Origin of the sequence: Paramesorhizobium leguminum, from assembly GCF_003217235.1 — a bacterium.
Lineage (GTDB): Bacteria > Pseudomonadota > Alphaproteobacteria > Rhizobiales > Rhizobiaceae > Paramesorhizobium > Paramesorhizobium leguminum.
Window position 1 is genome coordinate 1 of the sequence record NZ_QJTF01000006.1, and the last position, 23,992, is coordinate 23,992.

General features: G+C 59.6%; 23 protein-coding genes. 8 read left to right on the forward strand and 15 right to left on the reverse strand.

Translation table 11 applies throughout. The features are described from left to right. The first annotated feature begins 303 nt into the window (after nt 1-303). On the forward strand, nt 304-1,140 hold the full coding sequence (locus C7477_RS06465) for an RNA polymerase factor sigma-32 (RefSeq protein ID WP_110750622.1): 837 nt from the start codon (nt 304-306) through the stop codon (nt 1,138-1,140). Nucleotides 1,141-1,245: 105 nt separating this feature from the next. On the opposite strand, the gene C7477_RS06470 is transcribed toward C7477_RS06465, so the two are convergent. From C7477_RS06470 to thiB, 5 genes are all read right to left on the reverse strand, one after another. Further along, entirely contained in the window at nt 1,246-2,718 is a 1,473-nt protein-coding gene (locus C7477_RS06470; RefSeq protein ID WP_245411747.1) for a M48 family metalloprotease, read from the reverse strand. Nucleotides 2,719-3,086: 368 nt separating this feature from the next. Then, complete coding sequence (locus C7477_RS06480) at nt 3,087-4,487, reverse strand: hypothetical protein (RefSeq protein WP_110750301.1); 1,401 nt, start codon at nt 4,485-4,487, stop codon at nt 3,087-3,089. Nucleotides 4,488-4,866: 379 nt separating this feature from the next. Then, on the reverse strand, nt 4,867-5,595 hold the full coding sequence (gene thiQ / locus C7477_RS06485; protein ID WP_110750303.1) for a thiamine ABC transporter ATP-binding protein: 729 nt from the start codon (nt 5,593-5,595) through the stop codon (nt 4,867-4,869). Beyond that, nucleotides 5,592-7,193: a thiamine/thiamine pyrophosphate ABC transporter permease gene (gene thiP, locus C7477_RS06490; protein WP_110750305.1), complete on the reverse strand. Its 1,602-nt coding sequence runs from the start codon at nt 7,191-7,193 to the stop codon at nt 5,592-5,594. Before thiP ends, thiQ begins: the two co-directional genes overlap by 4 nt. Before the next feature lie 199 nt (nt 7,194-7,392). Then, a complete protein-coding gene (gene thiB, locus C7477_RS06500) occupies nt 7,393-8,397 on the reverse strand; it encodes a thiamine ABC transporter substrate binding subunit (RefSeq protein WP_110750624.1) in 1,005 nt (334 codons plus the stop codon). 253 nt (nt 8,398-8,650) lie between these two features. Here thiB and C7477_RS06505 point away from each other — a divergent pair, with 253 nt between their 5' ends. The 3 genes from C7477_RS06505 to C7477_RS06515 all read left to right on the forward strand — a co-directional run bounded on the left by C7477_RS06505 (nt 8,651) and on the right by C7477_RS06515 (nt 11,613). Next, on the forward strand, nt 8,651-9,283 hold the full coding sequence (locus tag C7477_RS06505; RefSeq protein WP_110750309.1) for a thiamine diphosphokinase: 633 nt from the start codon (nt 8,651-8,653) through the stop codon (nt 9,281-9,283). A 101-nt stretch (nt 9,284-9,384) separates the two neighbouring features. Continuing rightward, nucleotides 9,385-9,660: a hypothetical protein gene (locus tag C7477_RS06510; RefSeq protein ID WP_110750311.1), complete on the forward strand. Its 276-nt coding sequence runs from the start codon at nt 9,385-9,387 to the stop codon at nt 9,658-9,660. A 141-nt stretch (nt 9,661-9,801) separates the two neighbouring features. Further along, nucleotides 9,802-11,613, forward strand: coding sequence for an ABC-F family ATP-binding cassette domain-containing protein (locus C7477_RS06515; RefSeq protein ID WP_110750313.1), 1,812 nt, complete (start codon nt 9,802-9,804; stop codon nt 11,611-11,613). 240 nt (nt 11,614-11,853) lie between these two features. On the opposite strand, the gene C7477_RS06520 is transcribed toward C7477_RS06515, so the two are convergent. Beyond that, nucleotides 11,854-12,114, reverse strand: coding sequence for a DUF2312 domain-containing protein (locus tag C7477_RS06520; protein WP_110750315.1), 261 nt, complete (start codon nt 12,112-12,114; stop codon nt 11,854-11,856). 119 nt (nt 12,115-12,233) lie between these two features. Continuing rightward, a complete protein-coding gene (locus C7477_RS06525; RefSeq protein ID WP_110750317.1) occupies nt 12,234-12,524 on the reverse strand; it encodes a DUF1244 domain-containing protein in 291 nt (96 codons plus the stop codon). 291 nt (nt 12,525-12,815) lie between these two features. On the opposite strand from C7477_RS06525, the gene C7477_RS06530 reads away from it, so the two are divergent. Together C7477_RS06530 and pyk are read left to right on the forward strand one after the other, a co-directional pair. After that, complete coding sequence (locus C7477_RS06530; RefSeq protein ID WP_245411753.1) at nt 12,816-13,226, forward strand: DUF1036 domain-containing protein; 411 nt, start codon at nt 12,816-12,818, stop codon at nt 13,224-13,226. Beyond that, nucleotides 13,223-14,659, forward strand: a complete 1,437-nt coding sequence (gene pyk / locus C7477_RS06535) for a pyruvate kinase (RefSeq protein WP_110750322.1) — start codon at nt 13,223-13,225, stop codon at nt 14,657-14,659. Before C7477_RS06530 ends, pyk begins: the two co-directional genes overlap by 4 nt. Nucleotides 14,660-14,901: 242 nt before the next feature. On the opposite strand, the gene C7477_RS06540 is transcribed toward pyk, so the two are convergent. The 5 genes from C7477_RS06540 to C7477_RS06560 form a co-directional block, all read right to left on the reverse strand. Then, nucleotides 14,902-15,531 carry a tetratricopeptide repeat protein gene (locus tag C7477_RS06540; RefSeq protein ID WP_110750626.1) on the reverse strand — a complete coding sequence of 210 codons (630 nt, stop codon included), beginning with the start codon at nt 15,529-15,531 and terminating at the stop codon, nt 14,902-14,904. A gap of 97 nt (nt 15,532-15,628) precedes the next feature. Continuing rightward, complete coding sequence (gene ykgO, locus C7477_RS06545; RefSeq protein WP_068883155.1) at nt 15,629-15,754, reverse strand: type B 50S ribosomal protein L36; 126 nt, start codon at nt 15,752-15,754, stop codon at nt 15,629-15,631. Between the two features lie 166 nt (nt 15,755-15,920). Beyond that, the gene (locus C7477_RS06550; protein WP_110750628.1) at nt 15,921-16,994 is read right to left on the reverse strand and encodes a 5-(carboxyamino)imidazole ribonucleotide synthase; all 1,074 of its coding nucleotides are present in this window, start codon (nt 16,992-16,994) and stop codon (nt 15,921-15,923) included. Nucleotides 16,995-16,996: 2 nt separating this feature from the next. After that, nucleotides 16,997-17,509: a 5-(carboxyamino)imidazole ribonucleotide mutase gene (gene purE / locus C7477_RS06555; protein ID WP_110750324.1), complete on the reverse strand. Its 513-nt coding sequence runs from the start codon at nt 17,507-17,509 to the stop codon at nt 16,997-16,999. Nucleotides 17,510-17,660: 151 nt separating this feature from the next. Then, nucleotides 17,661-17,864, reverse strand: coding sequence for a YdcH family protein (locus tag C7477_RS06560; protein WP_110750326.1), 204 nt, complete (start codon nt 17,862-17,864; stop codon nt 17,661-17,663). 401 nt (nt 17,865-18,265) lie between these two features. Here C7477_RS06560 and C7477_RS06565 point away from each other — a divergent pair, with 401 nt between their 5' ends. Next, complete coding sequence (locus tag C7477_RS06565; protein WP_181418371.1) at nt 18,266-18,448, forward strand: YdcH family protein; 183 nt, start codon at nt 18,266-18,268, stop codon at nt 18,446-18,448. Nucleotides 18,449-18,690: 242 nt separating this feature from the next. Here the strand turns inward: C7477_RS06565 and C7477_RS06570 are convergent, their stop codons facing one another. Next, on the reverse strand, nt 18,691-19,932 hold the full coding sequence (locus tag C7477_RS06570; RefSeq protein ID WP_245411748.1) for an MFS transporter: 1,242 nt from the start codon (nt 19,930-19,932) through the stop codon (nt 18,691-18,693). 334 nt (nt 19,933-20,266) lie between these two features. After that, nucleotides 20,267-20,455, reverse strand: a complete 189-nt coding sequence (locus tag C7477_RS06575; RefSeq protein WP_110750332.1) for a DUF1192 domain-containing protein — start codon at nt 20,453-20,455, stop codon at nt 20,267-20,269. Between the two features lie 107 nt (nt 20,456-20,562). Here C7477_RS06575 and C7477_RS06580 point away from each other — a divergent pair, with 107 nt between their 5' ends. Next, nucleotides 20,563-21,567 (forward strand): NAD(P)H-quinone oxidoreductase, encoded by a 1,005-nt coding sequence (locus C7477_RS06580; RefSeq protein WP_110750334.1) that lies wholly within the window; start codon nt 20,563-20,565, stop codon nt 21,565-21,567. Between the two features lie 140 nt (nt 21,568-21,707). Here the strand turns inward: C7477_RS06580 and C7477_RS06585 are convergent, their stop codons facing one another. Continuing rightward, on the reverse strand, nt 21,708-23,897 hold the full coding sequence (locus C7477_RS06585; RefSeq protein ID WP_110750336.1) for an esterase-like activity of phytase family protein: 2,190 nt from the start codon (nt 23,895-23,897) through the stop codon (nt 21,708-21,710). Nucleotides 23,898-23,992 lie beyond the last annotated feature (95 nt).

Genomic DNA, 23,992 nt, shown 5'->3' on the forward strand with positions numbered 1-23,992 from the left:
CGATAAAATTCCACAACAGAATGCTTGAAAGCAGTGCTGTGCCTGGACATGAAAAACCCCCGAAGGTTGACATCCAACTTTCGGGGGTCAGTTCACGCTATGCCGGGCTTTTTTGCTATTCGGCTGCAGGTTTCCATTTCCGCTTGCCCGAACGGGCCGATGCGGAACCGCTGGGCATTTCGTGCGTTTGCACCAAGCCCCGCCCAGCACCAGAGGAGAACGATAATGCAGCAGCTCGCCGAAAGCCGTTCCTCCACTTCCCGTTCGTCTCTTGGCCGCCTCCGGGTGTCTCTGGACCAATCGATGATGCGGAGCGCCATGGCCGCGCCCTATCTGGCGCGCGACGAGGAGCGGGAACTGGCAATCCGGTGGAAGAAAAAGAAGGACAGGCAAGCGCTGGAGCGCATCGTTTCGGCGCATATGCGGCTGGTCATCGCGATGGCTTCGCGGTTCCGCAAATTCAACCTGCCTATGAGCGACCTGATCCAGGAGGGACATGTCGGGCTTCTGGAGGCTGCTATCCGCTTCGATCCGGAGCGCGAAGTGCGGTTCTCCACCTATGCGACATGGTGGGTGCGCGCCGCCATGCAGGATCATATCCTGCGTAACTGGTCGATCGTGCGCGGCGGTACAAGCTCATCACAGAAAGCGCTGTTCTTCAATTTGCGTCGCTTGCGCGCCAGGCTGGCGCAGAGCGGGGAAGAACTCTCACCTGGAGATATCCATCGGCGTATTTCCGTTCACCTCGGCGTACCGATGGCGGATGTGGAATTGATGGACCATCGGCTTTCCGGTCCCGATCATTCGCTGAGCGCGCCCATTGCAGGCGATGAAGGCGGCAATGCGGAAGGCATAGATTTTCTAATGGACGAAAGCCTGCTACCGGATGAAATCGCAGAAGAGACGATTGATAAGGAACGCCGATCGTCATGGCTCGGGCAAGCGCTGGCTGTACTTAACGAGCGCGAACTGCAAATCATCCGCCAGCGCCGGCTGGACGACGAAGGGGTAACGCTGGAGACGCTGGGCGAACGCCTCGGAATATCGAAGGAGCGTGTGCGACAGATCGAAAACCGGGCGCTGGAAAAGCTTAAAACCGCTCTTCTCAGCAAGCATGAGCTTTCAGCGTATCAGGCGTGAAGGGGGTGAGCGGTAAGCAGTGAGGCAATAGTAAAAGAGCAAAAACTTGCGTTATTCTGCTCACTGCTCACTGCTCACTGCTCACTGCTCACTGCTCACTGCTCATTATTCGCTAATAATCTTCGCACGGTCGCCCACCGAGACCGTCCCACCCGGAGGCAGCGCGTTGAGGAGGCGGAAGAGGTCGAGTTTGCGGTCGGTGCCCTGCATCCGGGCTGCCAGCGTGCCGATGGTTTCTCCCGGTTTCACCGTAATCACACGGATGCGGAGTGGCTTGACCGCTTCTTTTTCGGCAGGTGAAAGAAGCCTGAAACTGTTGGTGACAGCTTGCGAGGCTGGCAGGAGAGTCGTACTGCCTTTGGGCGCTGCGGTGAGGAAGCGATAGACCTTGCCTCCCGCGCCGACGACCACAATGTCGAATTGCCAGCGGTCTGCGCCGGCGCGCGCGGTGGCCGCGGGCATTCCATTCAATGTTGTCGCGCGGACGGTCGATTCATCGAGGCCCGATACCCAGCCGCTCTTGATATAGTCGGTCAGGCTCGATCCAGAGGCGAGTTGCGCGCCATCGAACCGGACCGCGACTTCCCCCGGGCCGGTCGCCATGACGGCGTCGGCCGAATTGTCGATGGTGAAATCCTCAGGCACGGTGAAGGTCACGCCGAGTTTGGGGTGGATAAAAGCGCGGCCTCGTACATAGCCTTCATCGGGCGTATCGCCATAGAGCAGGCCATCGATGCCATCGAGAAAGGCATCGCGATCCGTCGTGCCGACGCCTGGTGCGCCGATGCGGCGCGCATGGCCCATGGCAAGCTCCACGCGTTGCGGTGTCGCCGGGTGCGTGGCCAGAAAGTCCAGGCTCGCATCGGTGGCGCCGGAAACGGAGCGAAAGCTCGTATAGGCTTCCATGGATTGCAGGAAGCGTGCGGCGGCGAAGGGATCGTAACCCACCCCGCCGACAGATTTGATGCCGACCGCGTCTGCCTGAAGCTCCTGATTGCGGGAGAATTGCGCGAGTTTCAACTTGCCGCGCAGAAGCGCCTCGCGGCCTGTCATGTCGTCATGCAGCACCTCGGAGACGACCCGGCCGGCAATGGCGGCTTCCGCTTCCTTCTGCTGGCGCTGGACACCATGGTTTGAGGTGACGTGCGCCATTTCATGCGCGATGACGGCGGCGACTTCCGCCGAATCATTGGCAAGTCCCAGGAGCCCGCGCGTGACATAGACATATCCGCCCGGCAGGGCGAAGGCGTTGATATTGGGCGAATTGAGAATGGTAATGCGGTAGGTCTGGTTCGGATTTTCTGACACAAGCGTCAGTTTGCCGACGATCTTGGCGACCATGCGCTCAAGCTTCGGATCCTTGTACTCCCCGCCATAGGTGGCGAGGATGCGGGGGTGCTGTTCCGCACCGATTTTCGCCAGCCGGTCGTTGCGCGTGACATTATCGACCGTGATCGGATTGGCGGAGGGCCCAAGCGCGGCATCTTCCTTGCCCAGATCAAGCGCCTGGCAGCCGGACAGAAAGGCAAGCATGTACATGCCGGAAACGATGGTTCCCGACGACCGCACACGTTTCATCTGGCGCGTTGCGTATGCTGGTGCCGACTGCGAATTCAGTCTTTTGTCCTCGCCCGTGAATATGTCGCCATTTTCCGCGCCACGCGTCTCGTTTACGCAAGCCCGGACGGAAAACCGCTTCGCGCTTTTCCTCGACCTGCTTAGCAGAGAGCACGCGGCGCATGAAGAGCGACTCTCATATCGACGCAGCTTCTTGCCGCCGATTGGGGGTAAAATATGTCAAATCCGCCGCATATGCGTCCAAATGGACACTTTGCCGCCGGGCTTGTAATCGAGCAGAATTGGGCTGGCTGACACTGAAACGCCCGCCCTTCGGCTGAAGGGCGGGCACGTTTCAGGAATTCAAGTTGGTCCAGCTATAGAGCCGCTCACTGTGTTATTTCAAAACTCACGGCTGCTGGGGCGCTATTACCCAGACTTTGGCTCTGCGTCGCGTAAATTGTATGTTTGCCGGGGCTCACTTGCTTCGAAGGGCACGTCCAGGTATTCTCACTTAGGACCGCTGTCCTGCACCATTGTTTCTCTTCATCCAGGGTTACGTAGATCATGGATCCTGCCGCTCCCTCGCCCGCGACCAGCGGGAACTGGTTCGTTGAACTATCCCCGTCCTTAGGTGACGTGATCACCGGAGGCGGGACAAAGGCTTCTTCGAATTGAATGTAGGGATAGGAGTCAGGGTTTGCGTTGTCAAAACCGGCGGCCTGGCAATACCCTAAATACAAATTATTCGTATAAGGCATGCCTGTATTTGAAGCTGGACTGCCGGAGCCGCAGGTCGGAGCGATGCCATTTTGGTAATTATCATACCAAGCGCCGGCTTTCACCGTCAGTTGGGCCCGGCTATTGAAATTCGCGTTGAACCATTCAGGGGCTCGCCCGAAAACGTTGACTTCGACAGCGTTCCATAAAGTCGACATATTCGTCCATGGCATGCCTATTTGGGTTGTATCGACCGTTATGGCATACATGTTATCATTGTGCTGGAGTATTGCGGCATCCAACGTTTTTGATCCCTTGCCATTATCTCGACCGACATTTCCATATATTTTTATATATGGAAGATCGTGTATATTGAGAAAATCACGATCATTGAGAGAACCAGTATGCGTGGTGCGGTCCGGAATGCCGGTGGAAATAGTATACGGGTACAGTTGACCCGTCGCCCAATACCATAGTTGCAGAACTGGTACCTCATCTTGCATATAAACGTTTAGAGTAAATTGTTGCCAGAGCGTACATTCGCCGATGCCGGCACACCTGGTTGGCGCGGTATTTGTATTCAATTGCACCGAGAATGATTCGGGAACTGTAACGCTGCCGGGATACGTACTCTCTACGGATGTCACGTTGCTCATTGAAGGGAAAGAGCCGACGGCTTGCGAAATAAATCCCGCTGGAGCTTGCAGGTACCACCCCGTGCCATTGCCGACTTGCTTTTGTGCAGACACGCTAGTCCTGGATGCCGGCAGTTTATTTTCCGGGTAATTGTAGCCGCAGAGATAAGGATCGGCGTCTTCCCATTTGACGCTTGGATAGGTGACTTTATAGCACCACGCACCAGGCAGTGGTGTGTTAGCCATCTGCTGTCCCCAGGCGTCGAGAGCCGGGTCCAGTGCGCTACCCATTTCATCAGTATTTGGACCGGCCGTAGTTTGGCCCGGTCTTGCCTTTGGCGGGCTTTCCGCCGGTTGCTGCTGCGCAAATGTAGCCGAGGCGCAGGCAATACCGATCACCCCCGCCAAGAGCAGGGACGTCCATTTCGTATTCATATGAATTCCTCCTAATATAGTTTAAATATGTCAATATATTAATCGCAAAATCGTATCGTACTTAACTAATGTCGCTTATGGATTTTCTGAAATAATAACGGCTATGATGAATCAGCTAAGCCGCCGCTGCGATTAGGCAAGACAACTTAGCATATACATCTCAGAGTTGCAATACCCGCCGTCAGCCTAGGGCATTTCATTTTTAGGTTGAAACGGTGGTTTCTTTTATCGGTGCGGACTGTTTCACCTTGAGGCATGGATTCCTGTGACAAGCACAGGAATGACGGCAATATGGCTTTTGACACCAGCCTAAATATTCCTGCCTGCAAGACGATGAAGTTTCAGGCGAAGAACCCTCTCTGTGGATAGCAGCCGGCGATTAGGTGACTGTACCCATATAGCGCTTCAGCGCCGCTGGGCCTGTATCCGAGAGCAGCTTGCGGGCCGGCCCTCGCGCTGTGACCGCGCCGTTTTCCAGGAAAAACAGCATGGCGTCCAAATGGAGTGCATCTTCCGGGTGATGCGTGACCATCAAAATGGTCATCGACATTTCCTGGTGTAGCGCCTTCACGAGATCGAGCATCTGGTTTCGCAACGCGGGGCCGAGCGAAGCGAAGGCTTCGTCGAGCAACAAAACCGGGCGGTTGCGGACGAGCGCGCGGGCGATGGCTACGCGCTGCCTTTCGCCGCCTGAGAGCGCTTCCGGTTTGCGCTTTTCCTTGCCGGTAAGGCCGACGCGGGCGATGGCGCTGTTTACCGCGGCGCGGTCGGCATCGGTCAGTTTCAGCTTGGGCGAGCGTCCAAGCGCAACATTAGTCTCGACATCGAGATGGGCGAAAAGATTGTTGTCCTGAAACACCATGGAAACCGGGCGCTCCTCCGGCGCAATGCGCGTGACATCGACGCCATTGATGAGAATTTCGCCCGATTGCGGCGTCTCGAAGCCGGCGATCAGATTGAGCAGCGTGGATTTGCCGGAGCCGCTTGGGCCGATAATGGCGGCGATACGGGCGGGCGGCACGGTCAGGTCGAAATGCATTCGCATCTCGCCGTAGTTGAAGCGGACGTCTTTCAGCGCGACTTCCGCTCCTTTCCTCCTGCCGCTCATTGCATGCTTTCCTTGCGTGATCCACGGTCGGCCAGAATCATCAGCCCGAGGCTCAAAACGCCTAGAATCAGCGCCAGCCCTGCCGCATCCAATGTGCGGTAGCTGCTCATGCGCTGCAACAGGAGATAGGGCAAGGTCTGCACATCCTCGCTGCCGAAAAGCGCGATGGTGCCGAGATCGCCGAGCGACAGGGCCATCGCGAAGGCGAAGGCGACGCCCAATGGGCGGCGGAGCACCGGCCAGCGGATCAGCGCCAAGCGCGTCCAGCCGGAAATGCCCAGCTGGGCGCAAAGCCTGTCATGCCGCGCGCTTGTCGTGTCCCATACCGGGCGCAGAAGCCGCACGGCGAAGGGCATGGCCATGGCGGCGTTGACGGTTATCACCATCGGGGCCGCGAAAACGAACGGATCGGCGAAATGGCGAAGCCAGATGAACCATCCCGCGCCGATGACGATGGGCGGCACGACCAGGATAAGGCTGGCGCCGGTGTCTAGCGCGCGTTCGAAGAGGGGGTGTTTTTTGGCTGCCGCCACCGCCTGACGCGCGGCGACAAGGGCGAGGGAAAGAATGACGGAAAGGAGCGCCGCCGCGCCGCCTAGCGCAAGGCTTGTCGCAATCGCCCGCCATACCGAACGGTCGCTAAACAACCTAGCGAAATCGGCGGAAAGCCCGGAGACCACCATGCCCGCAATCGGCAAGGCGACGAACAGGAAGGCGAGGAGGATGAGGGTGAGATCGGCGAGTTTCTCGCCAACCCTGAGCTTTTCATAACGCCTTGTGGTGACGGCGAGTGAGAAGCCTTCCTCGGTGGGCCTGCCGGTGAGGCGAAAAGCTGAGAGAATAGCGAGGGTGAGGGCGAGTTGCGTGAGCGTCAGGGCCACTGCCTGGCCGATATCGAAATCGAAATGAAGCGACTGATAGACCGCCACTTCCAGCGTCGTCGCGCGGGGACCGCCGCCCAGTGTCAGCACGATGGTGAACGAGGTGACGCAGAGCATGAAGATGAGGCCCATGATGCCGGGCAGATTGCGGGCCATGGCCGGCCATTCGATGAGGCGAAAGCGCGCTCCGTTTCCCATGCCGAGTTGCGCTGAAAGTTTCCAGTAATCGGCAGGAATAGAATCGAGCCCGGCCAAAAGGAGGCGCACCGCGAGAGGGAGATTGAAAAAAACATGCGCCAGGAGGATGCCGGTCAGGCCGTAAATATCGGGGAGGCCATAGCCGAAATATTGCGAGATATGGGCGATAAGACCCGCGCGCCCGTAGATGCTGGTTATGCCGAACACGGCGACGAGGGCAGGCAGGGCGAGGGGGAGAGCGAAGAGCCGCAGGACGAAAGCGCGGCCCATGAAATGTTGATGCGCATGGAGGGCGCGGGCTACGGGAATGGCAAGCCCGACCGAAAGCGCCGTCGAAAGCAGCGCCTGCCAGAGCGTGAAACGCGCCACCCGCCAGAGATAGGGGTTGAATGCGGCAAGGGTATCGCCCGTTTCGCGGGAGGCTTCGAAGGCGAGCGAGAACAGCGCGCCCCCGGCGAGGAGGGCGAGGAAAGCGAGGGCGAGGGCGCCGGCGAGGGGTTTGGGGTGTGCTAACGGCATGTGTCGCGGGGCACTTCACCCCCCTCTGCCTTGCCAGGCATCTCCCCCTCAAGGGGGGAGATTGGCTGACGAGAACCATGCCGTTCACCTTTCAGCTTCTGCGATTGGTGGCGAGCGCTCTGAAGGCGTAATCTCCCCCCTTGAGGGGGAGATGCCCGGCAGGGCAGAGGGGGGTGAGAACCAGATACCCCCGCCGCCATCACTTACTCATCGCCGCGAGCCACTCATCGATCCACGCCTTGCGGTTCTTCGCCACTTCATCGGACGGCAACAGCAGCGTCTTCGCGGGCTTCACCAGCGTATCGAAAGCGGGATCGAGCGGCTCAGACGTTTTGCCGGCAGGGAACATCCAGTTGGTTTCGGGAATGACATCCTGAAAGCCGGGGCCTGTCATGAACTGCAGGAACTTCGCCGATAGCGGATTTTTCGCGCCTTTTTGCGTCTTGGCCGCGAGTTCGATCTGCAGATAGTTCCCCTCGGGGAAGGCCAGCGCCTTATAGCGGGTCTCCTTGTCGGTGATGATGTGATAGGCGGGCGAGGTGGTGTAGGAAAGCACCATTGGCGCTTCTCCCTTGGTGAACAGGCCGTAGGCCTCCGACCAGCCGGGCGTAACCGTGAGTACGCGGTTTTTCAGCTTGCCCCAAGCACTTGCTGCGCCGTCGCCATAGATCGACTTGACCCAGAGCAGCAGGCCCAGACCCGGCGTCGAGGTGCGCGGGTCCTCGATGACGATTTTCTGCGTGGGATCGCCTTCGACCAGTTCCTTCATGCTTATAGGCGGATTGGGGAGTGTCTTCGAGTCATAGACGACGGCGAAATAGCCATAGTCGTAGGGAACGAAGGTATCGTCCTCATAGCCACCGGGAACGCTTATGTTCGCGGTGTCGATGCCGTGCGGGGCGAAGAGGCCGCTTTCTTTCGCCTCGGTCGTCAGGTTGGTGTCGAGGCCCAGCACGATATCCGCCTTCGAGTCCGGGCCTTCCAGCCTGAGGCGGTTGAGCAACGCGACACCATCCGCCGCGGAAACCCAATTAACAGTGCAGTTGCATGTCTTCTCGAAATTCGCCTGCACCTTGGGGCCGGGGCCCCAGTCGGCGGTGAAGCTGTCATAGGTGTAGATGGTGAGCGTGTCCTTCGCCGCAGCCGGCGCGGCGAGGCCGAGCAGCAGGGCGGCGGTGAGGGCGAGGCGGTTCAAGAATTTCATCGGCCTTTTCTTTCGCATGACTGTTGTGCGTCCTTCGAGGCTCCGCTTCGCTCCGCGCCTCAGGATGAGGAGTGTCGCGATTTGCATCAGTATAGTATCATCATACATTAAAACCGATGCTCAACTCGACCCAACTGCAATGCACAGCATTCCTCATCCTGAGGTGCGGAGCGAAGCGGAGCCTCGAAGGACGCACGAGTACATTGCAGCCGCCCCCTTTCGTCCTCCGCGCGGCACATGATAAGAGCCGGAAATGAGCAAATTTCTCATTCTTCTTGGCGGCCATCTGACGGTAACGGACAGGCTCAAGCGCCAGATCGCCGGCGCGCGGGTTCTGGCTGCCGATAGTGGCATTCGCCATGCCGCTTCTCTCGGTGTCGAACCTGAACTGTGGCTGGGGGATTTCGATTCGACGTCGCCAGCGCTTTCGAGGCGCTACAAACATGTGCCGCGCCGCACTTTTCCTGCCTATAAGGATATGACGGACGGCGAATTGGCGCTCAATGAGGCGTTCGTGCTTGGCGCCACCAGCGTCATCCTATGCGGCGCGTTCGGGGGGGAGCGCACCGATCACACCATGCTGCACCTCACCATGGCGACGGCGCAGGCGGAAAAAGGCCACGACATTTTTCTTTCCAGCGGCGTGGAAGAGGCGTGGCCGATTCTGCCCGGAAGTTACGCGCCCGACCTGCCCGACGGGACGCTTTTCAGCCTTATCGGCTTCACGGAGCTTGACGGCCTGACTATCAAAAACGCTGAATGGCCGTTAGACAATGTGAAGGCGCCATTCGGATCATCTCTTACGGTTTCCAACGTGGCGCGGGGAACCTTGGGGCTTCGCTTGCGTTCCGGATGCGGTGTCCTGATCGCCACTTTGGAGGAATAAAAAGCGGCCTATTGTCAATTTCACAGGATGATGGCACTTTGTTTCGCCGCATTGGGGACGCAACGTTGGCCGGATTTGATTCTTGAACGGGAGAGATCTCCATGAATAAACGTCTATCGATGATCATCGTCAGCGGGCTGCTCGCCCTGTCCACCGCCGCTTGCACCACCGCCGACCAGCGTACCGCCGGTTATGGCATAGGCGGCGCTGCTCTCGGCGGCTTAGCCGGTGGCGCTCTTGGCGGCAAGCGTGGTGCACTGGGAGGTGCAGCGCTGGGTGGCCTGGCAGGCGTACTCGTTGGCGCGTCCCAGTCGCGCCAGGGCATGTGCATTTATCGCGATCCCTATGGCCGCCAGTACGAAGCGCAGTGCCAGTAATATTGGTCCAGACGGATTTCGGACAGGCCGGGGAAACCCGGCCTGTTTCGTTATGAGCGTTGCACAGCATTTGACACGCGCGCCATTCTCACGGACAAGCGCGTTCAATCTCTTTGCAGCAACAGTACCGACCAGAGTTCCATGGCTCCTCCGCTTCTCCGTCTCGACCAGATAAAACTCACCTTTGGCGGTACGCCGCTGCTGGAGGATGCCGCGCTTTCGGTAAGCGAAGGCGAGCGAATCGCGCTGGTGGGACGTAATGGTTCCGGCAAGTCGACCTTGCTGAAAATAGCGGCAGGCTTTGTCGAGCCGACATCGGGCGAGGTGTTTCGTCATCCGGGCGCGACGATCCGCTATCTCGCGCAATCGCCGGATATGGACGGCTTCGCCAACGTGCGTGACTATGTGGAAGCCGGGCTCGGACCTTCCGACGATCCTTATCGCGTCACCTATCTGCTTGAGCACCTGGGGCTCACGGGCGAGGAAAAGCCGGGTCAGCTTTCCGGCGGTGAGGCGAGGCGCGCCGCACTTGCGCGTGTGATCGCGCCGCAGCCGGATATTCTGCTTCTCGACGAGCCGGCCAACCATCTCGATCTCACCACCATCGAGTGGCTTGAGGATGAGTTGCGCCAGATCCGCTCCAGCCTCGTGGTCATCTCGCACGATCGCCGGTTTCTTGAAAATGTCAGCCGCTCGACCATCTGGCTCGACCGGGGCGTGACGCGCCGGCTGGAACAGGGCTTCGGCCAGTTCGAGGAATGGCGCGACAAGATATTGGAGGAAGAGGAGCGCGACTTGCACAAGCTCGGCCGCCAGATCGTGCGCGAGGAGCATTGGTTGCGCTATGGCGTGACCGCGCGGCGCAAGCGCAACATGCGCCGCCTGGGCGAATTGCATTCGATGCGCAACGAGTTCCGTACGCATCGCCGCGCGCAAGGCAGCGCTGTGCTTCAAGCGAGCGACAGTCGCGAATCGGGCAAGCTTGTCATCGAGGCGAAGGGGTTGAGCAAATCCTATGACGGGCGCGACCTGGTGAAGGATTTCTCCGCCCGGATCATGCGCGGCGATCGTATAGGCCTGGTCGGACCCAATGGCGCAGGCAAGACCACGCTTCTGTCCATGCTGACCGGCGCGCTTGCTCCCGACGGGGGCAGCTTGCGGCTTGGCGTCAATCTTGAAATGGCCGTGCTGGACCAGAAGCGCGACAGCCTCGATCCGACGGAAACGTTGGCGCATTATCTGACCGATGGGCGAGGGGAGAATGTTATCGTCAATGGTGAGCAGCGCCATGTCGTCTCCTATATGAAGGACTTCCTGTTCCAGCCGGAACAGGCGCGTACGCCGATCCGCGAATTGTCCGGCGGCGAGAAGGCGCGGCTGATGCTCGCCCGCGTGCTGGCGCGCCCGGCCAATCTCTTGATCCTCGACGAGCCGACCAATGATCTCGACATGGAAACGCTCGATCTCCTGCAGGAGCTGGTGACGGGCTTTGCCGGAACCGTCATCCTTGTAAGCCACGACCGCGATTTCCTCGACCGCACGGTGACGTCGGTGATCGCGCCGGAGGGCGAGGGGCGCTGGCTCGAATATGCCGGCGGCTATGCCGACATGATGGCGCAGCGGCGCGAGGCGGCGCTGATGAAACGCGAGGCCAAGGTTTCAGGCTCCCGCAATCAGCCCCAAGCGGTTTCATCCGAGCCCAGGCGCGAGGAAAAGCGCAAGCTTTCCTACAAGCAGAAATTCGCGCTGGAGACGTTGCCGGGCAAGCTGGAGGTGGTTGCCGCCGAGATTGCCGGGCTGGAAGTGAAGCTCGCCGACCCGCAGCTTTATGCGAAAAATCCCGATCTTTTTGCCAAGACCGCAGCGGAACTGGATAAAAAACGGGAGGCGCAGGCGGCCATGGAAGAGGAATGGCTGGAGCTTGAGATGCTGCGGGAGGAGATGGGGGAGTAGGGATTTTCGCCAGCGGTTTTTAGATTGAAACGCTGGTGGAGCACTTCACCCCCCTCTGTCCTGCCGGACATCTCCCCCTCAAGGGGGGAGATTGGCCGACACGAATTCCGGTATTCATTCGGCAACCTTTGCGATTGGTGCCAAGCTTCCATGAAGGCCAATCTCCCCCCTTGAGGGGGAGATGCCCGGCAGGGCAGAGGGGGGTATGCTTCGCGCCAACGTGTCTATCGGAAGCGCCACTCACCCCATCCCAAGTGCATCCTTATAAAGCTGGATCATCGCTTCTTCTTCCTGGCGCTCCTGCTCTTCCTTCTTGCGCAGGCGGATGATGGTGCGCACGGCCTTGGCATCGAAGCCGGTGCCCTTGAGTTCGGCGTAAACATCCTTGATGTCGTCGGAAATCGTCTTTTTTTCTTCCTCAAGCCGTTCAATGCGCTCGATGAAAGCGCGCAACTGTCCAACGGCTACCGTCTGTGCGGTGTTGCTTGTAATGTCGTCCATGAATTCGTTCTCCAGATAATGTGGGGGATTTGAATAAGTCGATGCCCGACGCAGTGCGGCGGGTCAAGACCGCGATGCGCGTCATTCGCAGCCTATATTGTCAGCGATATGGTTTATAATCAGTGAGACGGCTTATGAGAGAGCGCTTCCGGCGCTCCCGTCTGATGTGCCGCTCGCCATTCTTCATAGGGGATGCCGTAAACGATCTCGCGCGCTTCGTCCTTGGTCAAATCAACGCCGGCCGCGCCGGCTGCATCCCTGTACCAGTTAGCGAGGCAGTTGCGGCAGAAGCCGGCCAGGTTCATGAGATCGATATTCTGGACATCATCGCGCTTGCGCAGATGCTCGACCAGCGCGCGAAAGGCTGCCGCCTCGAATTCGATGCGTCGCTGCTCTTCAAGCTCAATCATGCCGGTTCTCCTGCCATTCAATTACCGATTTCCCATGCGAGCAGGCGGTTTGCAACACTTGTCCAAAAAGTCTGCAACTTTTTGGGATCATACCGTTTTCAAGACGTATGATCTTATCCAAAAAGTCTGCAACTTTTTGGGATCATACTCTGGTATCCTGATTGGCGCGTTGACATCATTCGCGAAACTGCGGAAAAGAGGGCAACCAAAAACATGGGATTTTCAAACGTGGCAGGCTCGCGAATGCGCGCTCAACACCTCACGGCCTTTTTCGGCGCTCTTGCTTTGGGCATGATGCTCATGGGAACGGAGGCGCGCGCCGATTTTCGCGTTTGCAATGCGACGCAGAATCTCGTCGGCGTGGCGATAGGATACCGCGCCAAGACAGGATGGATCACCGAAGGCTGGTGGCATATCAACGGTTCCAGCTGCAAGACGCTGATCGAAGGGCCGCTCTCCCAGCGCTATTATTATCTCTATGCCGAGGATGCCGAGGGTGGGGGGCGCTGGGCCGGGCCGGTCAACATGTGCGTCGCTGACAAGGAGTTCAAGGTCTCTGGGGTCAACGACTGCTTTGCGCGCGGTTTCCAGCGCGCCGGCTTTCAGGAATACGATACGGGAGAGCAATCGAGCTGGATGGTCCAGCTGACAGATGAGGCGCCTCCAGAAAATCCGACAGTGACAGGAACTAATAATCCATGAGACGCAGCCGCAAGGTCAAAATTCTCGCAACGCTTGGACCGGCCTCGTCTGAGGAAGCGATGATCCGTAAGCTCTTCGAGGCCGGCGCGGATGTGTTCCGCATCAATATGAGCCATACCGACCATGATACGATGCGCGCGCTGGTACGCCGTATCCGCAATGTGGAGCGTGAAATGGGCCGGCCTATCGGTATTCTCGCCGATTTGCAGGGGCCGAAGCTGCGGGTCGGCAAGTTCAAAGACAGCAAGGTCAGCCTGACGCCCGGCGAGATTTTCACGCTCGACAATCAGGATGTGCCTGGCGATAACACCCGCGTTTTCCTGCCGCATCCGGAAATTCTGCAGTCGGTCGAGCCTGGGCATCGCCTCTTGATCGATGACGGGCGTCTGACGCTCATTGCCGAAGAGGTCGATGGTAAGTCGATTCGCTGCCGCGTCGTTTCCGGCACGGGAATTTCCGATCGCAAGGGTGTCAGCCTGCCCGATACGACGCTTAGCGTGAGCGCGCTGACTGAAAAGGACCACAAGGACCTGGACGCGGTGCTCAAGGAAGAGATCGACTGGGTGGCGCTCTCCTTTATCCAGCGGCCGGAAGATCTGGCGGAGGTGCGCAAGATCGCGCGCGGGCGTGTCGGGCTCATGTCCAAGATCGAAAAGCCGCAGGCAGTCACCCGCTTGGATGAAATCATCGAGCTGTCGGACGCGCTGATGGTGGCGCGTGGCGATTTGGGTGTGGAAATGCCGCTGGAAGCCGTCCCCGGCATCCAGAAGCAGATCACGCGCGCAGCGCGGCGCGCCGGCAAGCCGGTTGTCGTCGCCACGCAGATGCTCGAATCGATGATTACGGCGCCGGTGCCGACCCGCGCGGAGGTGTCGGACGTTGCCACCGCCGTGTTCGAGGGCGCGGATGCGATCATGCTTTCAGCCGAATCGGCGGCGGGTGATTATCCCGTCGAGGCAGTGGCCACCATGGCGCGCATTGCGGAAAAGGTGGAGTGCGACCCGACTTATCCTGGCATCATCCATGCACAACGCTCTGAGCCAGAGGCGACCGGCGCCGACGCGATTTCGCTGGCGGCACGCCAGATCGCGGAAACGCTCCGCCTTTCGGCGATCATCACCTATACCGCGTCGGGCACCACCGGCCTGCGGGCGGCGCGCGAGCGGCCACAGACGCCGATCATCACGCTTTCACCCGTCGTCGAGACGGCGCGTCGGCTTTCCATCGTATGGGGGCTGCATTGCGTCGTCACCGAGGACGCGCGCGATCTGGACGACATGGTCGACCGCGCCTGCAATATCGCCTTCCGCGAAGGTTTTGCCAAACCGGGTGACCGGGTGATTGTCACGGCTGGCGTACCGCTGCGTACGCCGGGGTCCACCAACATGCTACGCATTGCGTATATCGGCGCGGATGGGCTGACGGGGATTTGATTCTTTAGGCGGGCGGTTCTCCCTCCCCCTTGCGGGGAGGGTGGCCCGAAGGGCCGGGTGGGGGTGGTGCAGATTGAGCGCAGCCATCACCACCCCCATCTGCCCGCTCCGCGGGGTTCGTCGCTGGAAAAGCCAAATCGTTGGCTTTTCCTCGGCCTACGGCCGTACGCTCCTCAATCCCCGCAAGGGGGAAGGAAGGCGCCCAACCGGTCGGGCAGAGCATAGCGCGCCCAGCGTTTCCCTCAAGTACGCGTATCAGTCAGCTCATCCGTGATCTCGCCCGCTTCCTTCTGCGCATCACGCAGCATCGGGTAGGCTTCGAGCGCGCGTTCATAGGCGCGTAGCGCCAATTCCTTGCTGCCCGTTTCTCTCAGAATCGCGCCCATGCCTGTCAGCGCCGCGAAATGGCGCGGTTCCAGGCGGAGTGTGCGGTCTATGTCGCGCATGGCGCCGGTATAATCATTCATCAAAAAGAACAGCGTGGCGCGGCGATTCCAGCCTTCGGCGTAGTCGGGCTTGAGGGTGGTAACCTCATCGAGGAAATCGAGCGCGACCGGATATTTCTTATCTGCCATGGCATTGCCGGCCCATCCCATCATCAAGTCGATGGTGGCGCTGCCCGACTGGTTCCATAGGCCATAAATCTTGCCGGCGATATTCTTCGCCTTGGCTTCGTCGCTCTCTTTGCGCAATTCGCCGAAAAGACGATCGAGATCGGCACGGCGCTGCTGCGCTTCAGTCATTCCGTCGGGCAGTTTTTCCGGAGAGGGGGCCGCGCCAGGGTTTTGCTCCTGCGCTATTGCCGTATTTTCCCCGGCTAACAAAGCCGCGGGAAAGATAGATAGAGCGAGCATGGCAAAAACGTTCCGCATGCGCGCGATGGTAACCGCACGCAGCGAAACGTCAAATGCGAATTTCAGTGAAACGCTTTTTGTGAAGCGGACAAGCAACCGCTTCAGCATAATCAACTCAGCCCTGGCGCGCCTTGAAGCGCGGCGCGGTCTTGTTGATGATGTAAATGCGGCCCTTGCGGCGAACCATGCGGTTGTCGCGATGACGGCCCTTGAGCGCTTTGAGCGAGTTCTTGATCTTCATGTCAGTCACCGGTCTGGTTGGCCCGTCGCCGGGCATCGATGAAGGCATACCCTAGGGCATACCGTAAATGGGTTGGCGCGACATAGCCAAGGATAGGGGCCATTGTCAACTCCCGCGGACGCATTTTGCAGCCAGGCGAGACGCTAAAAAGTCCCGCTAACCGACTCTATTTCTTGCGTTTAAGCTTGGTAACATGGCCCATCTTGCGGCCGGGCCGCGCCTCCGCCTTGCCATAAAGATGCAGCACCGCCTGGGGTTCGCGCAGAATCTCCGGCACACGGGCGATATCGTTGCCGATGAGGTTCTCCATCACGCAATCGCTGTGCCTGATGGGGTCACCCAGCGGGAGACCGGCAATGGCGCGGATATGCTGCTCGAACTGCGATATGGCGCAGGCGGCCTCCGTCCAGTGGCCGGAATTGTGCACACGGGGCGCGAATTCATTGGCAAGCAGCGAGCCGTCCGCCAGAACGAAGAATTCCAGACCCATCACGCCGACATAATCGAGGGCATGCATGAGTTTTTCCGCCGCCTCGCGGGCCATATCGGCAGTCGCCGGCGTAATGGCCGCCGGCACGGTGGAGGTGGCGAGAATGCCATTGGAATGCACGTTTTCGGCGATGTCGTAGACTTGCGACTCGCCTTCACGATCCCGCGCGGCGATGACCGAGACCTCGCGCTCGAACGCGACGAAGCCTTCCAGAATGGCGGGCGTATTGCCGATTGCGTCAAGCGCTGCCGCCAGATCGTCGCTGCCATCGCCCTTGAGCCGCACCTGCCCCTTGCCGTCATAGCCGAGGCGTCGCGTTTTCAGGATGGCGGGGCCGCCGATAGCTGCCAGACCGGCGGCGAGGCTTCGCGTATCGTTCACCAGATACCAGGGCGCTGTCGCTATGTCGCAATCGTTGAGAAATGCCTTTTCCCGGAAGCGGTCCTGCGAGATTTCAAGCGCGATTGGAGGCGGATAGACAGGTTTTTTCTCCGCGAGTTCCAGCGCGGCTTCGACGGGGACGTTCTCGAATTCATAGGTGATGACGTTGCAGGAGCGAGCGAGTTCAGCCAGCGCATCCGTGTCGTCATAAGGCGCGACAATCTGCCGGTTAGCCACTTGTGCGGCGGGGCAATCGGCTTGCGGCTCCAGAATGACGGTGCGGAAGCCTAGCTTCGCGGCGGCCATTGCCAGCATCCTGCCCAACTGGCCACCGCCGATGATGCCGATCGTCGATCCGGGCTGCAGCATGATCACGCCTCGTCCGACGGGCGCTCGGCGACACCAGCGCTTTGCTTTTCCCGCCACGCGTCGAGCCGTTCAGCGAGAGATTCGTCCGATAGCGCCAGCACGGCAGCTGCGAGCAGCGCGGCGTTGACCGCGCCGGAACGGCCGATGGCGAGCGTTCCTACGGGAATGCCTGCCGGCATCTGAACGATGGAGAGCAGTGAATCCTGTCCCGAGAGCGCTTTCGATTCCACCGGCACGCCGAAAACGGGCAGTGATGTCATCGAGGCGGCCATGCCCGGCAGATGCGCGGCGCCGCCGGCCCCGGCGATGATCACCTTGAAGCCGTCGGCCTTGGCGCCCTTGGCGAAGGCCACGAGACGGTCCGGCGTGCGATGGGCGGAAACGATGCGGGCATCGTAGGCGATGCCCAGCGCGTCGAGCGTCTCGGCGGCATGGCGCATCGTCGGCCAGTCGGACTGGCTGCCCATGATGATCGCAACATCACCTCGCTTTTCGGTGGCCCGTGTTTCAGCCATCGCCGGTTTCCTTCATGGTTTGAAAGGGCAAATACTCGGTTTGAACGGGCAAGTACGCGAAAAGCAACAGCCCTGCAAGGCAAGGCGCCGATAGCCTTGCTTTAGCAACATGATCTTATCCAAAAGGCCTGCATTTTTCTGGAATCATGCTTTAGGCGATAATATCCGGGATGACCCGGTCTTCCAATTCCAGAAGCTTGTCCTTGATCGCCAGTTTCTTCTTCTTCATGCGCTGGATGCGCAACTGGTCGCAGCCCACCTCAATCATGGCATTGATGGCGGCGTCGAAATCAGCATGTTCCTGCTTCAGACGCGCGACAGCCAGCCGTATATCTGCCTGTTCCTGATCGGACATCCGGTTCGTCCCGTTTCTGATTATTTGCTTGGATCTCATTGGTCCCCGGCGCAGCCCATAGCACATTTTTGCATGAGGGAAAATGCTACTATTCCGTATTCGACACCGCGTTCAAGTCGTGGCAGACTGTCATCGCTCTGTCACGAAGTCTTCAGGCGGAGGCTGTTTCCGGTTCCCGCATAGTTGATACCGGCGCGCCGCGGAAACGGCGGAAAAATGCCTGATTACCTTCCGAGCATTGCGTTTGTGCAGCCGGTTTTAGAAGCATGATCCCGAAAAGGCGCAAGCTGTTCGGATGAGGTCGTGCGGCTAAAAGCAGGAGGCTGCTTCATCACCCCGATCGACGCATATCCGGTCGGTTTTATGAGCCTTTTTAAGGACAACAACCCGAAGGAGAACCAATCATGGCCATTGAGATCCATCTTGCAACGCTGGAGAAGAAGCACGGCGCCCTCGAAAGAGAGATAGACGAGGCGATGGCCTGCCCGGCAATGGATAATCTCCATATCGCCGGTCTCAAGCGCAAGAAACTGCTGCTCAAGGACCAGATTGAAAAACTGAAGACGCAGGTCACCCGCCATTGAGTAAAAATTGAGGGAGAGGCGCTTGCAACGAGAGCAGGCGCCTCGACGCTTTTGTTTTAGGATTGTCGACGCGGGCAGGATGACACACATTGTTCTGCCGTCATTCTCGGGCTTGTCCCGAGAATCTGCCATAAGAAAAAGATAAGCGATTACCGTCCTGACAGATCAGGCCACGGTAGATTCTCGGGACAAGCCCGAGAATGACGGCCGGTGGAAGACGCTCCAATTTAGTCTAGCAAACTCTAATTTTGCTCGCCTTCGGCGCGAGGAATGAGTTTCAAGCCTTCCGGGGTCGCGGCGCGTTCGGGGAGGCTTTGAAAGCTGTCCTTCTGTGCTGCCGAAGGCGCCGCGCGTTGCCGTGAGCGGACGAGGGCGTAGGCGGTGATCGAGACATGCGCCAGCGCGGTGACGGCGAACAACGCCGCGGGCCAGAGATATTCCATTGCGGCGGCGGCAACGAGCGGCCCGATCATGGTGCCGAAGCCATAAAGCAACAGCAGGCCGCCTGAAATTTTCACATAATTCTCGGAAGCCGCGAAATCATTGGCATGGGCGACTGCCACCGGATAGAGCGCATAGGCGAGGCCGCCATAGAGCGCGGTCATCACCAGGATGACGATGGCGTTGGTGGGGGCGATGAGGAATATGGCGAGCCCGACCAGGGAGGATGCGCCGGCGACGCTTGCGAGCACGAAACGCCTGTCTATTTTGTCGGAGAAGCGTCCGACGGGGATCTGCGTCAGCGCACCGGCGAGAATGGTGAAGCTGACCATCAGGGCGATCATAGTGGTGTCGATCCCTGAACCCGCGCCATAGACGGCGCCGAGCGTGCCCCACGCGCCATTGGCGATGCCTATCAGGATGCAGCTTATGAAGGCGACGGGTGAATTCCTGTAAAGCGCCTTCAGGTCTAGCTGCACTTCGCTGAGCGGTTTCGGGCTGCTGGCGGTGGATATGGCGGTGGGAATCAGCGCCAGGCAGAGAAAGATGCCGGTTACCATGAAGAGGCCGTCGTTGCGCACGTCTCCGGCGGCGACGATCATCTGGCCGCTCATCACCGCGCCGTAGTTCACCATCATGTAGAGGCCGAAAATCTGACCGCGGGTTTCGTTGGTGGCGCGCTCGTTCAACCAGCTTTCGATGACCATGAACGCGCCCGCCATGGAGAAGCCGGTGAAAGCGCGTAGAATAATCCACACCGTCGAATCGATAAAAAGGCCGGTCATGAGTGCGATGATCGCGGCGGAGGAGGCGAAAAAGCCGAAGGCACGGACATGACCGACACGGCGAACGAGCCGTGGCGCGAGCAGGCAGCCGGCAATGAAACCGCCCGCCCAGGCGGTGCCAAGAAGACCGAGAGAGGAGATGGCGAAGCCCGCGTCACCACCGCGCAAGGGCAGGAGAAGGCCGTGAAGGCCTGACCCAGCCAGAAGAAATGCCGTGCCGCAAAGAAGCGCGAATATCTGGACGAAAGAACGGAACAAAACGACCCCCGAATCAAGAGCAAGCCCAGGAAAAGTGCGAAGCGGTTTTCCGTCCGGGCTTGCGTAAACAAAGATTTCCATCGAGGGAAGAGAGCCCCCATGGCCGAATAATGGCGAAAGATGAAAATGGTTGCGCAGGTGGTATTCAAGCGAGGCATATTTGGCGGAATCGGCTCGCGCCTTCCCTCCCCCTTGCGGGGAGGGTGACCCGTAGGGTCGGGTGGGGGTGGTTACGCCTACACCACGGTCTCCTGCAAAAGCGCAAACGTCACCACCCCCATCCGCCCGCTGACGCGGGCACCTTCCCCGCAAGGGGGAAGGAGAGGGAGTAACCTCACCGAAACAACGCTTCCGCCGCCGCCTTGCTGGCGTCCTTCTTGTCCCTGTCGGCCTCCAGCCGTTCTATTTCCGCGCGAAGGGCGGTGATGCGTTCATCCAGTTCCGCTACCGACAAGAGCGAAAGGTCCTGTCCGATTTCGTGAATCGTCTTCCTCACCGGCTGTTCGTCGTCGAAAAGCGCCATGTCGTTCTCCTCTCAGCGTTCCTCCCCGCCGCCCATTGCCACATAGAAGCCAAAGGATACATTCCAATGAGCGAGAGATGCAAACACTTCGACAAGGAGCGATCCCTATGGCTCTCAACATACCTTCCCGGATGACGGCGATCGAGATCGCCGAGCCCGGCGGGCCGCATGCGCTGAAATCGGTGAAACGCACCGTGCCGAACCCTGGCCTGACTGAAATTCTGGTGCATGTGCGGGCGGCGGGCATAAACCGCCCGGATATACTGCAAAGGCAGGGATATTATCCGCCTCCATCAGGCGCATCGGATATTCCTGGGTTGGAAATCGCCGGGGAGGTGGCTGCGGTGGGAGGCGAGGTCAAGCGCTTCAAGGTCGGCGATCAGGTGATGGCGCTCGTCGCCGGCGGCGGCTATGCGGAATTCGCCGTGGTGGATGAAAGCAACGCCCTGCCACTTCCCGCCGGCTATGGCTATGTCGAATCGGCGGCCATTCCGGAGACGTTCTTCACCGTCTGGCACAATGTCTTCGAACGTGGCGGACTGAAAGCCGGCGAGACGCTTCTGGTACACGGCGGTTCTTCCGGCATCGGCACGACGGCGATCCAGCTTGCCAGCGCCTTCGGTGCCTATGTCATCACGACGGCAGGATCAGCGGAAAAATGCGAGGCCTGTCTTCGGCTCGGCGCCGACAGGGCGATCAATTACCGCGCGGAAGATTTCGTCAAGATCGTCGAAGAGGCGACGAACGGGAAGGGCGCGAACGTCATTCTCGACATGGTCGGCGGCGATTATATCGAGCGCAATTACGATGCGGCGGCGATGGATGGGCGCATCGTGCAGATAGCCTTTCTCAATGGCGCGAAAGCTACGGTCAATTTTTCCAAGCTGATGACCAAGCGGCTGACCCATACCGGCTCGACGCTGCGGTCGCGTTCGGTGGAATTCAAGGCGGGAATTGCGCGTGAGCTGGAGGCCAAGGTCTGGCCGCTTCTGGCGGAAAGGCGGGTTGCGCCTGTCATGGATATGATCTTCCCGCTACGCGATGCCTGGCGGGCGCATGAGCGGATGGAGGAAGGGCGGCACATCGGCAAGATCGTGCTGGATGTGGCGTAAGCCTTTCTTACCCTCCCCCTTGCGGGGAGGGTCGCGATACGCAAGTGAGCGGGGTGGGGGTGGCGACGATTATGCTCGACATTTCACCACCCCCATCCGCCCGCTCCGCGGGCACCTTCCCCGCAAGGGGGAAGGGAGGCTTATTTCTGGACCTTACCAATCGTCCAGAACAACGTCTCGCCGGAGGAATCGTCCACGCCGTCATTGTCCGTCACGGCATAGCCGTTGCCTTCGCTGTCGATGGCGAAGCCTTCGAGCTTGTCGGCGACATAGCCGTTGGTCTTCTTCAGATCGGGCATGAAATCACGCACGAGCGTCTTCTGGACGACAGGCAACTCACCGCCGAGCTTCGCGGGCTTCAACCCGTCCAGCGCGACCCGGTAGAGCTTCTTGTTGACCGCCTTGTCGCCGATCAGATTGTCGCGCTCGACGATATAGAGCTGGCCGTCATGGGCGGTGATTTCGGAAAGGCCGACCCAGCCGGACTCGGTCTTGTCGAGCGGATAGCGGACCGCCGTCCATTCCCCACCCTTGGCCTTCGGCTTGTAGCTGAGGAGCTTGACGGTTCCCTTCGGATCATCAGCCCATTCGCGCTGCACGGCCATCCAGAGCGTCGTGTCGTCGCCTTCGCCGACGCGGGTGATGCCTTCGAGGCCGAAGCGGGTCTGGCCTGCCAGAACTTCCTCAGGCAGGGCGATTTCCTGCTTGATCTCGCCCTTCTTGTTGACCTGCAGAATGGCATGGGGGACGAGCTTCTTGGCATCGCCCTCATTGGCCAGCCAGAAGCCGCCATCGCCATCGGTGGTGATGCCTTCGAGATCGAGCTTCTGCGCCGGATGACCGCCGCGCGTCACGGTCAACGCTTTGGTGATTTCAGCGGGCTGCTTGGTCGCGTCGATGGTGAAGATCGTCGGCGCGGTCGAATAGAAGGAGTCGGATACGGCATAGACCTTGCCCGGCTCCTTTGGATCGGCGACGAGGCCGGAAAGCGCGCCCCAGCCGATCTCCTTGTCAGCAGAGATAATCTGCGGATAGGCCGCTTTGCCGTCTTCCAGCTTGTAGACCATCACATGCGAACGGGCGCCGCCATCTTCCACCAGATCGGATTCGTTGGCGGTGACCAGCAAATCGCGGCCCGGTATCGCAACGAGACCTTCCGGCGCGATGCCGGAGGGCAGGAGCTGGACGAATTCCGGCTCGCCGCCGGTATCCTTGTAGACCGCGACGATGGAGGACCGCTCGGCGGCGACGAAGATGTATTTCACGCCATTGAAGGTCGCGACTTCGATGCCTTCCGGCTCAACACCCTTTTTGCCTGAGCGCTTGTCGGGATAGTGGCCGATCTCGGCGATCTTCCGCTCCAGCGACGAGCCTGATTCGTAGAGCACCTTGCCGTCGCGGCTGAAAATGGTGAAGCCGCGCGAGCCGCCCTTGTAGTCACCCTCATTGGCGACGACGAGGCGGTTGTCATCGAGCCATTTCACCGCATCCGGTTCACGCAGGGCGCCTTTTACGCTGCCATCGAAGGCAAGCGTCCCGTCGGACTTGGTATCGACGCCGTCGAGATCGACGCTGCCGGCGGAGAAATGCGAGACAATTTTGCCGCTCGCCGCATCGAGGATGGCGATGTGGTTGTTTTCCTGAATCGTCACGGCGATTTCGTTCTTGCCATTGAACGAGACGAATTCCGGTTCCGGGTCTTCCGGAGCAATTTCCGAAAGGCCGGTCAGCGCGACGGTTTTGATCCCGGCGCAATCGGGCGCGCCATCCTTCAGCGGCACGATCTTGAGATCGCCGCCCGGCAGTTGCGGCAACTCGCCGTCGTTCAGGTCCTCATCGCGCTCGTTCTCGATCGCCACGGCAAGGAACGCCTTGTCGGGCGAAACCGCGACCGAATCGGGCTGGCCGCCGAGATCGCAGCTGGATTCCACCTTGCGGGTCGCGAGATCGATGACATCGAGACGGCCCGAGGGTTTCGCCTTGCTTTCCGAGGTATTGACGCCCGCGAGCACCTTTCCGCCCACGACGATCACCGAGGTCGGCTCGCCTTCCACCTTGAGGGTACCACCCGGCTTCGGCTGGGCGGGGTCAGTGATGTCGACAAAGCCAATGCCGCCATAGGGGCTGTCGGAATAGACCAGCGTGTTGCCGTCAGGCGAAGCGGCGATGATCTCCGCTGAGGTCGTCGCCTTTTTGTCGGCATCGGCGGGGAGGTTCTTTGCCACCGGAAAAGTAGCGATGCGGTTGAAAATCGGCTCGGCGACCGCTGGAAAAGCGGCGGATGCGGTCAGCGCGGTGAGAAGGGCGAGATAGACGGAACGGCGTTGCATGAGTGAGGCTCCCTGTTATCGGCTCACTCCTCATGCAGCTTCATTTCAGTGCGATGACAGTCTCGTGACGGTTTCATGAAACCCCAAATTCATGC

Excerpts from the sequence above, each read along its gene's own strand:
- C7477_RS06510 (WP_110750311.1), top strand. The coding sequence starts at position 9,385 with ATGAATAAACGTCTATCGATGATCATCGTCAGCGGGCTGCTCGCCCTG.
- C7477_RS06560 (WP_110750326.1), bottom strand. The coding sequence starts at position 17,864 with ATGTCCGATCAGGAACAGGCAGATATACGGCTGGCTGTCGCGCGTCTG.
- C7477_RS06505 (WP_110750309.1), top strand. The coding sequence starts at position 8,651 with ATGAGCAAATTTCTCATTCTTCTTGGCGGCCATCTGACGGTAACGGAC.
- C7477_RS06530 (WP_245411753.1), top strand. The coding sequence starts at position 12,816 with ATGATGCTCATGGGAACGGAGGCGCGCGCCGATTTTCGCGTTTGCAAT.
- C7477_RS06580 (WP_110750334.1), top strand. The coding sequence starts at position 20,563 with ATGGCTCTCAACATACCTTCCCGGATGACGGCGATCGAGATCGCCGAG.
- thiQ (WP_110750303.1), bottom strand. The coding sequence starts at position 5,595 with ATGAGCGGCAGGAGGAAAGGAGCGGAAGTCGCGCTGAAAGACGTCCGC.
- C7477_RS06525 (WP_110750317.1), bottom strand. The coding sequence starts at position 12,524 with ATGATTGAGCTTGAAGAGCAGCGACGCATCGAATTCGAGGCGGCAGCC.
- C7477_RS06540 (WP_110750626.1), bottom strand. The coding sequence starts at position 15,531 with ATGCGGAACGTTTTTGCCATGCTCGCTCTATCTATCTTTCCCGCGGCT.
- C7477_RS06520 (WP_110750315.1), bottom strand. The coding sequence starts at position 12,114 with ATGGACGACATTACAAGCAACACCGCACAGACGGTAGCCGTTGGACAG.
- C7477_RS06515 (WP_110750313.1), top strand. The coding sequence starts at position 9,802 with ATGGCTCCTCCGCTTCTCCGTCTCGACCAGATAAAACTCACCTTTGGC.
- purE (WP_110750324.1), bottom strand. The coding sequence starts at position 17,509 with ATGGCTGAAACACGGGCCACCGAAAAGCGAGGTGATGTTGCGATCATC.
- C7477_RS06585 (WP_110750336.1), bottom strand. The coding sequence starts at position 23,897 with ATGCAACGCCGTTCCGTCTATCTCGCCCTTCTCACCGCGCTGACCGCA.
- thiP (WP_110750305.1), bottom strand. The coding sequence starts at position 7,193 with ATGCCGTTAGCACACCCCAAACCCCTCGCCGGCGCCCTCGCCCTCGCT.
- C7477_RS06465 (WP_110750622.1), top strand. The coding sequence starts at position 304 with ATGATGCGGAGCGCCATGGCCGCGCCCTATCTGGCGCGCGACGAGGAG.
- C7477_RS06470 (WP_245411747.1), bottom strand. The coding sequence starts at position 2,718 with ATGAAACGTGTGCGGTCGTCGGGAACCATCGTTTCCGGCATGTACATG.
- pyk (WP_110750322.1), top strand. The coding sequence starts at position 13,223 with ATGAGACGCAGCCGCAAGGTCAAAATTCTCGCAACGCTTGGACCGGCC.
- ykgO (WP_068883155.1), bottom strand. The coding sequence starts at position 15,754 with ATGAAGATCAAGAACTCGCTCAAAGCGCTCAAGGGCCGTCATCGCGAC.
- C7477_RS06550 (WP_110750628.1), bottom strand. The coding sequence starts at position 16,994 with ATGCTGCAGCCCGGATCGACGATCGGCATCATCGGCGGTGGCCAGTTG.
- C7477_RS06480 (WP_110750301.1), bottom strand. The coding sequence starts at position 4,487 with ATGAATACGAAATGGACGTCCCTGCTCTTGGCGGGGGTGATCGGTATT.
- thiB (WP_110750624.1), bottom strand. The coding sequence starts at position 8,397 with ATGAAATTCTTGAACCGCCTCGCCCTCACCGCCGCCCTGCTGCTCGGC.
- C7477_RS06575 (WP_110750332.1), bottom strand. The coding sequence starts at position 20,455 with ATGGCGCTTTTCGACGACGAACAGCCGGTGAGGAAGACGATTCACGAA.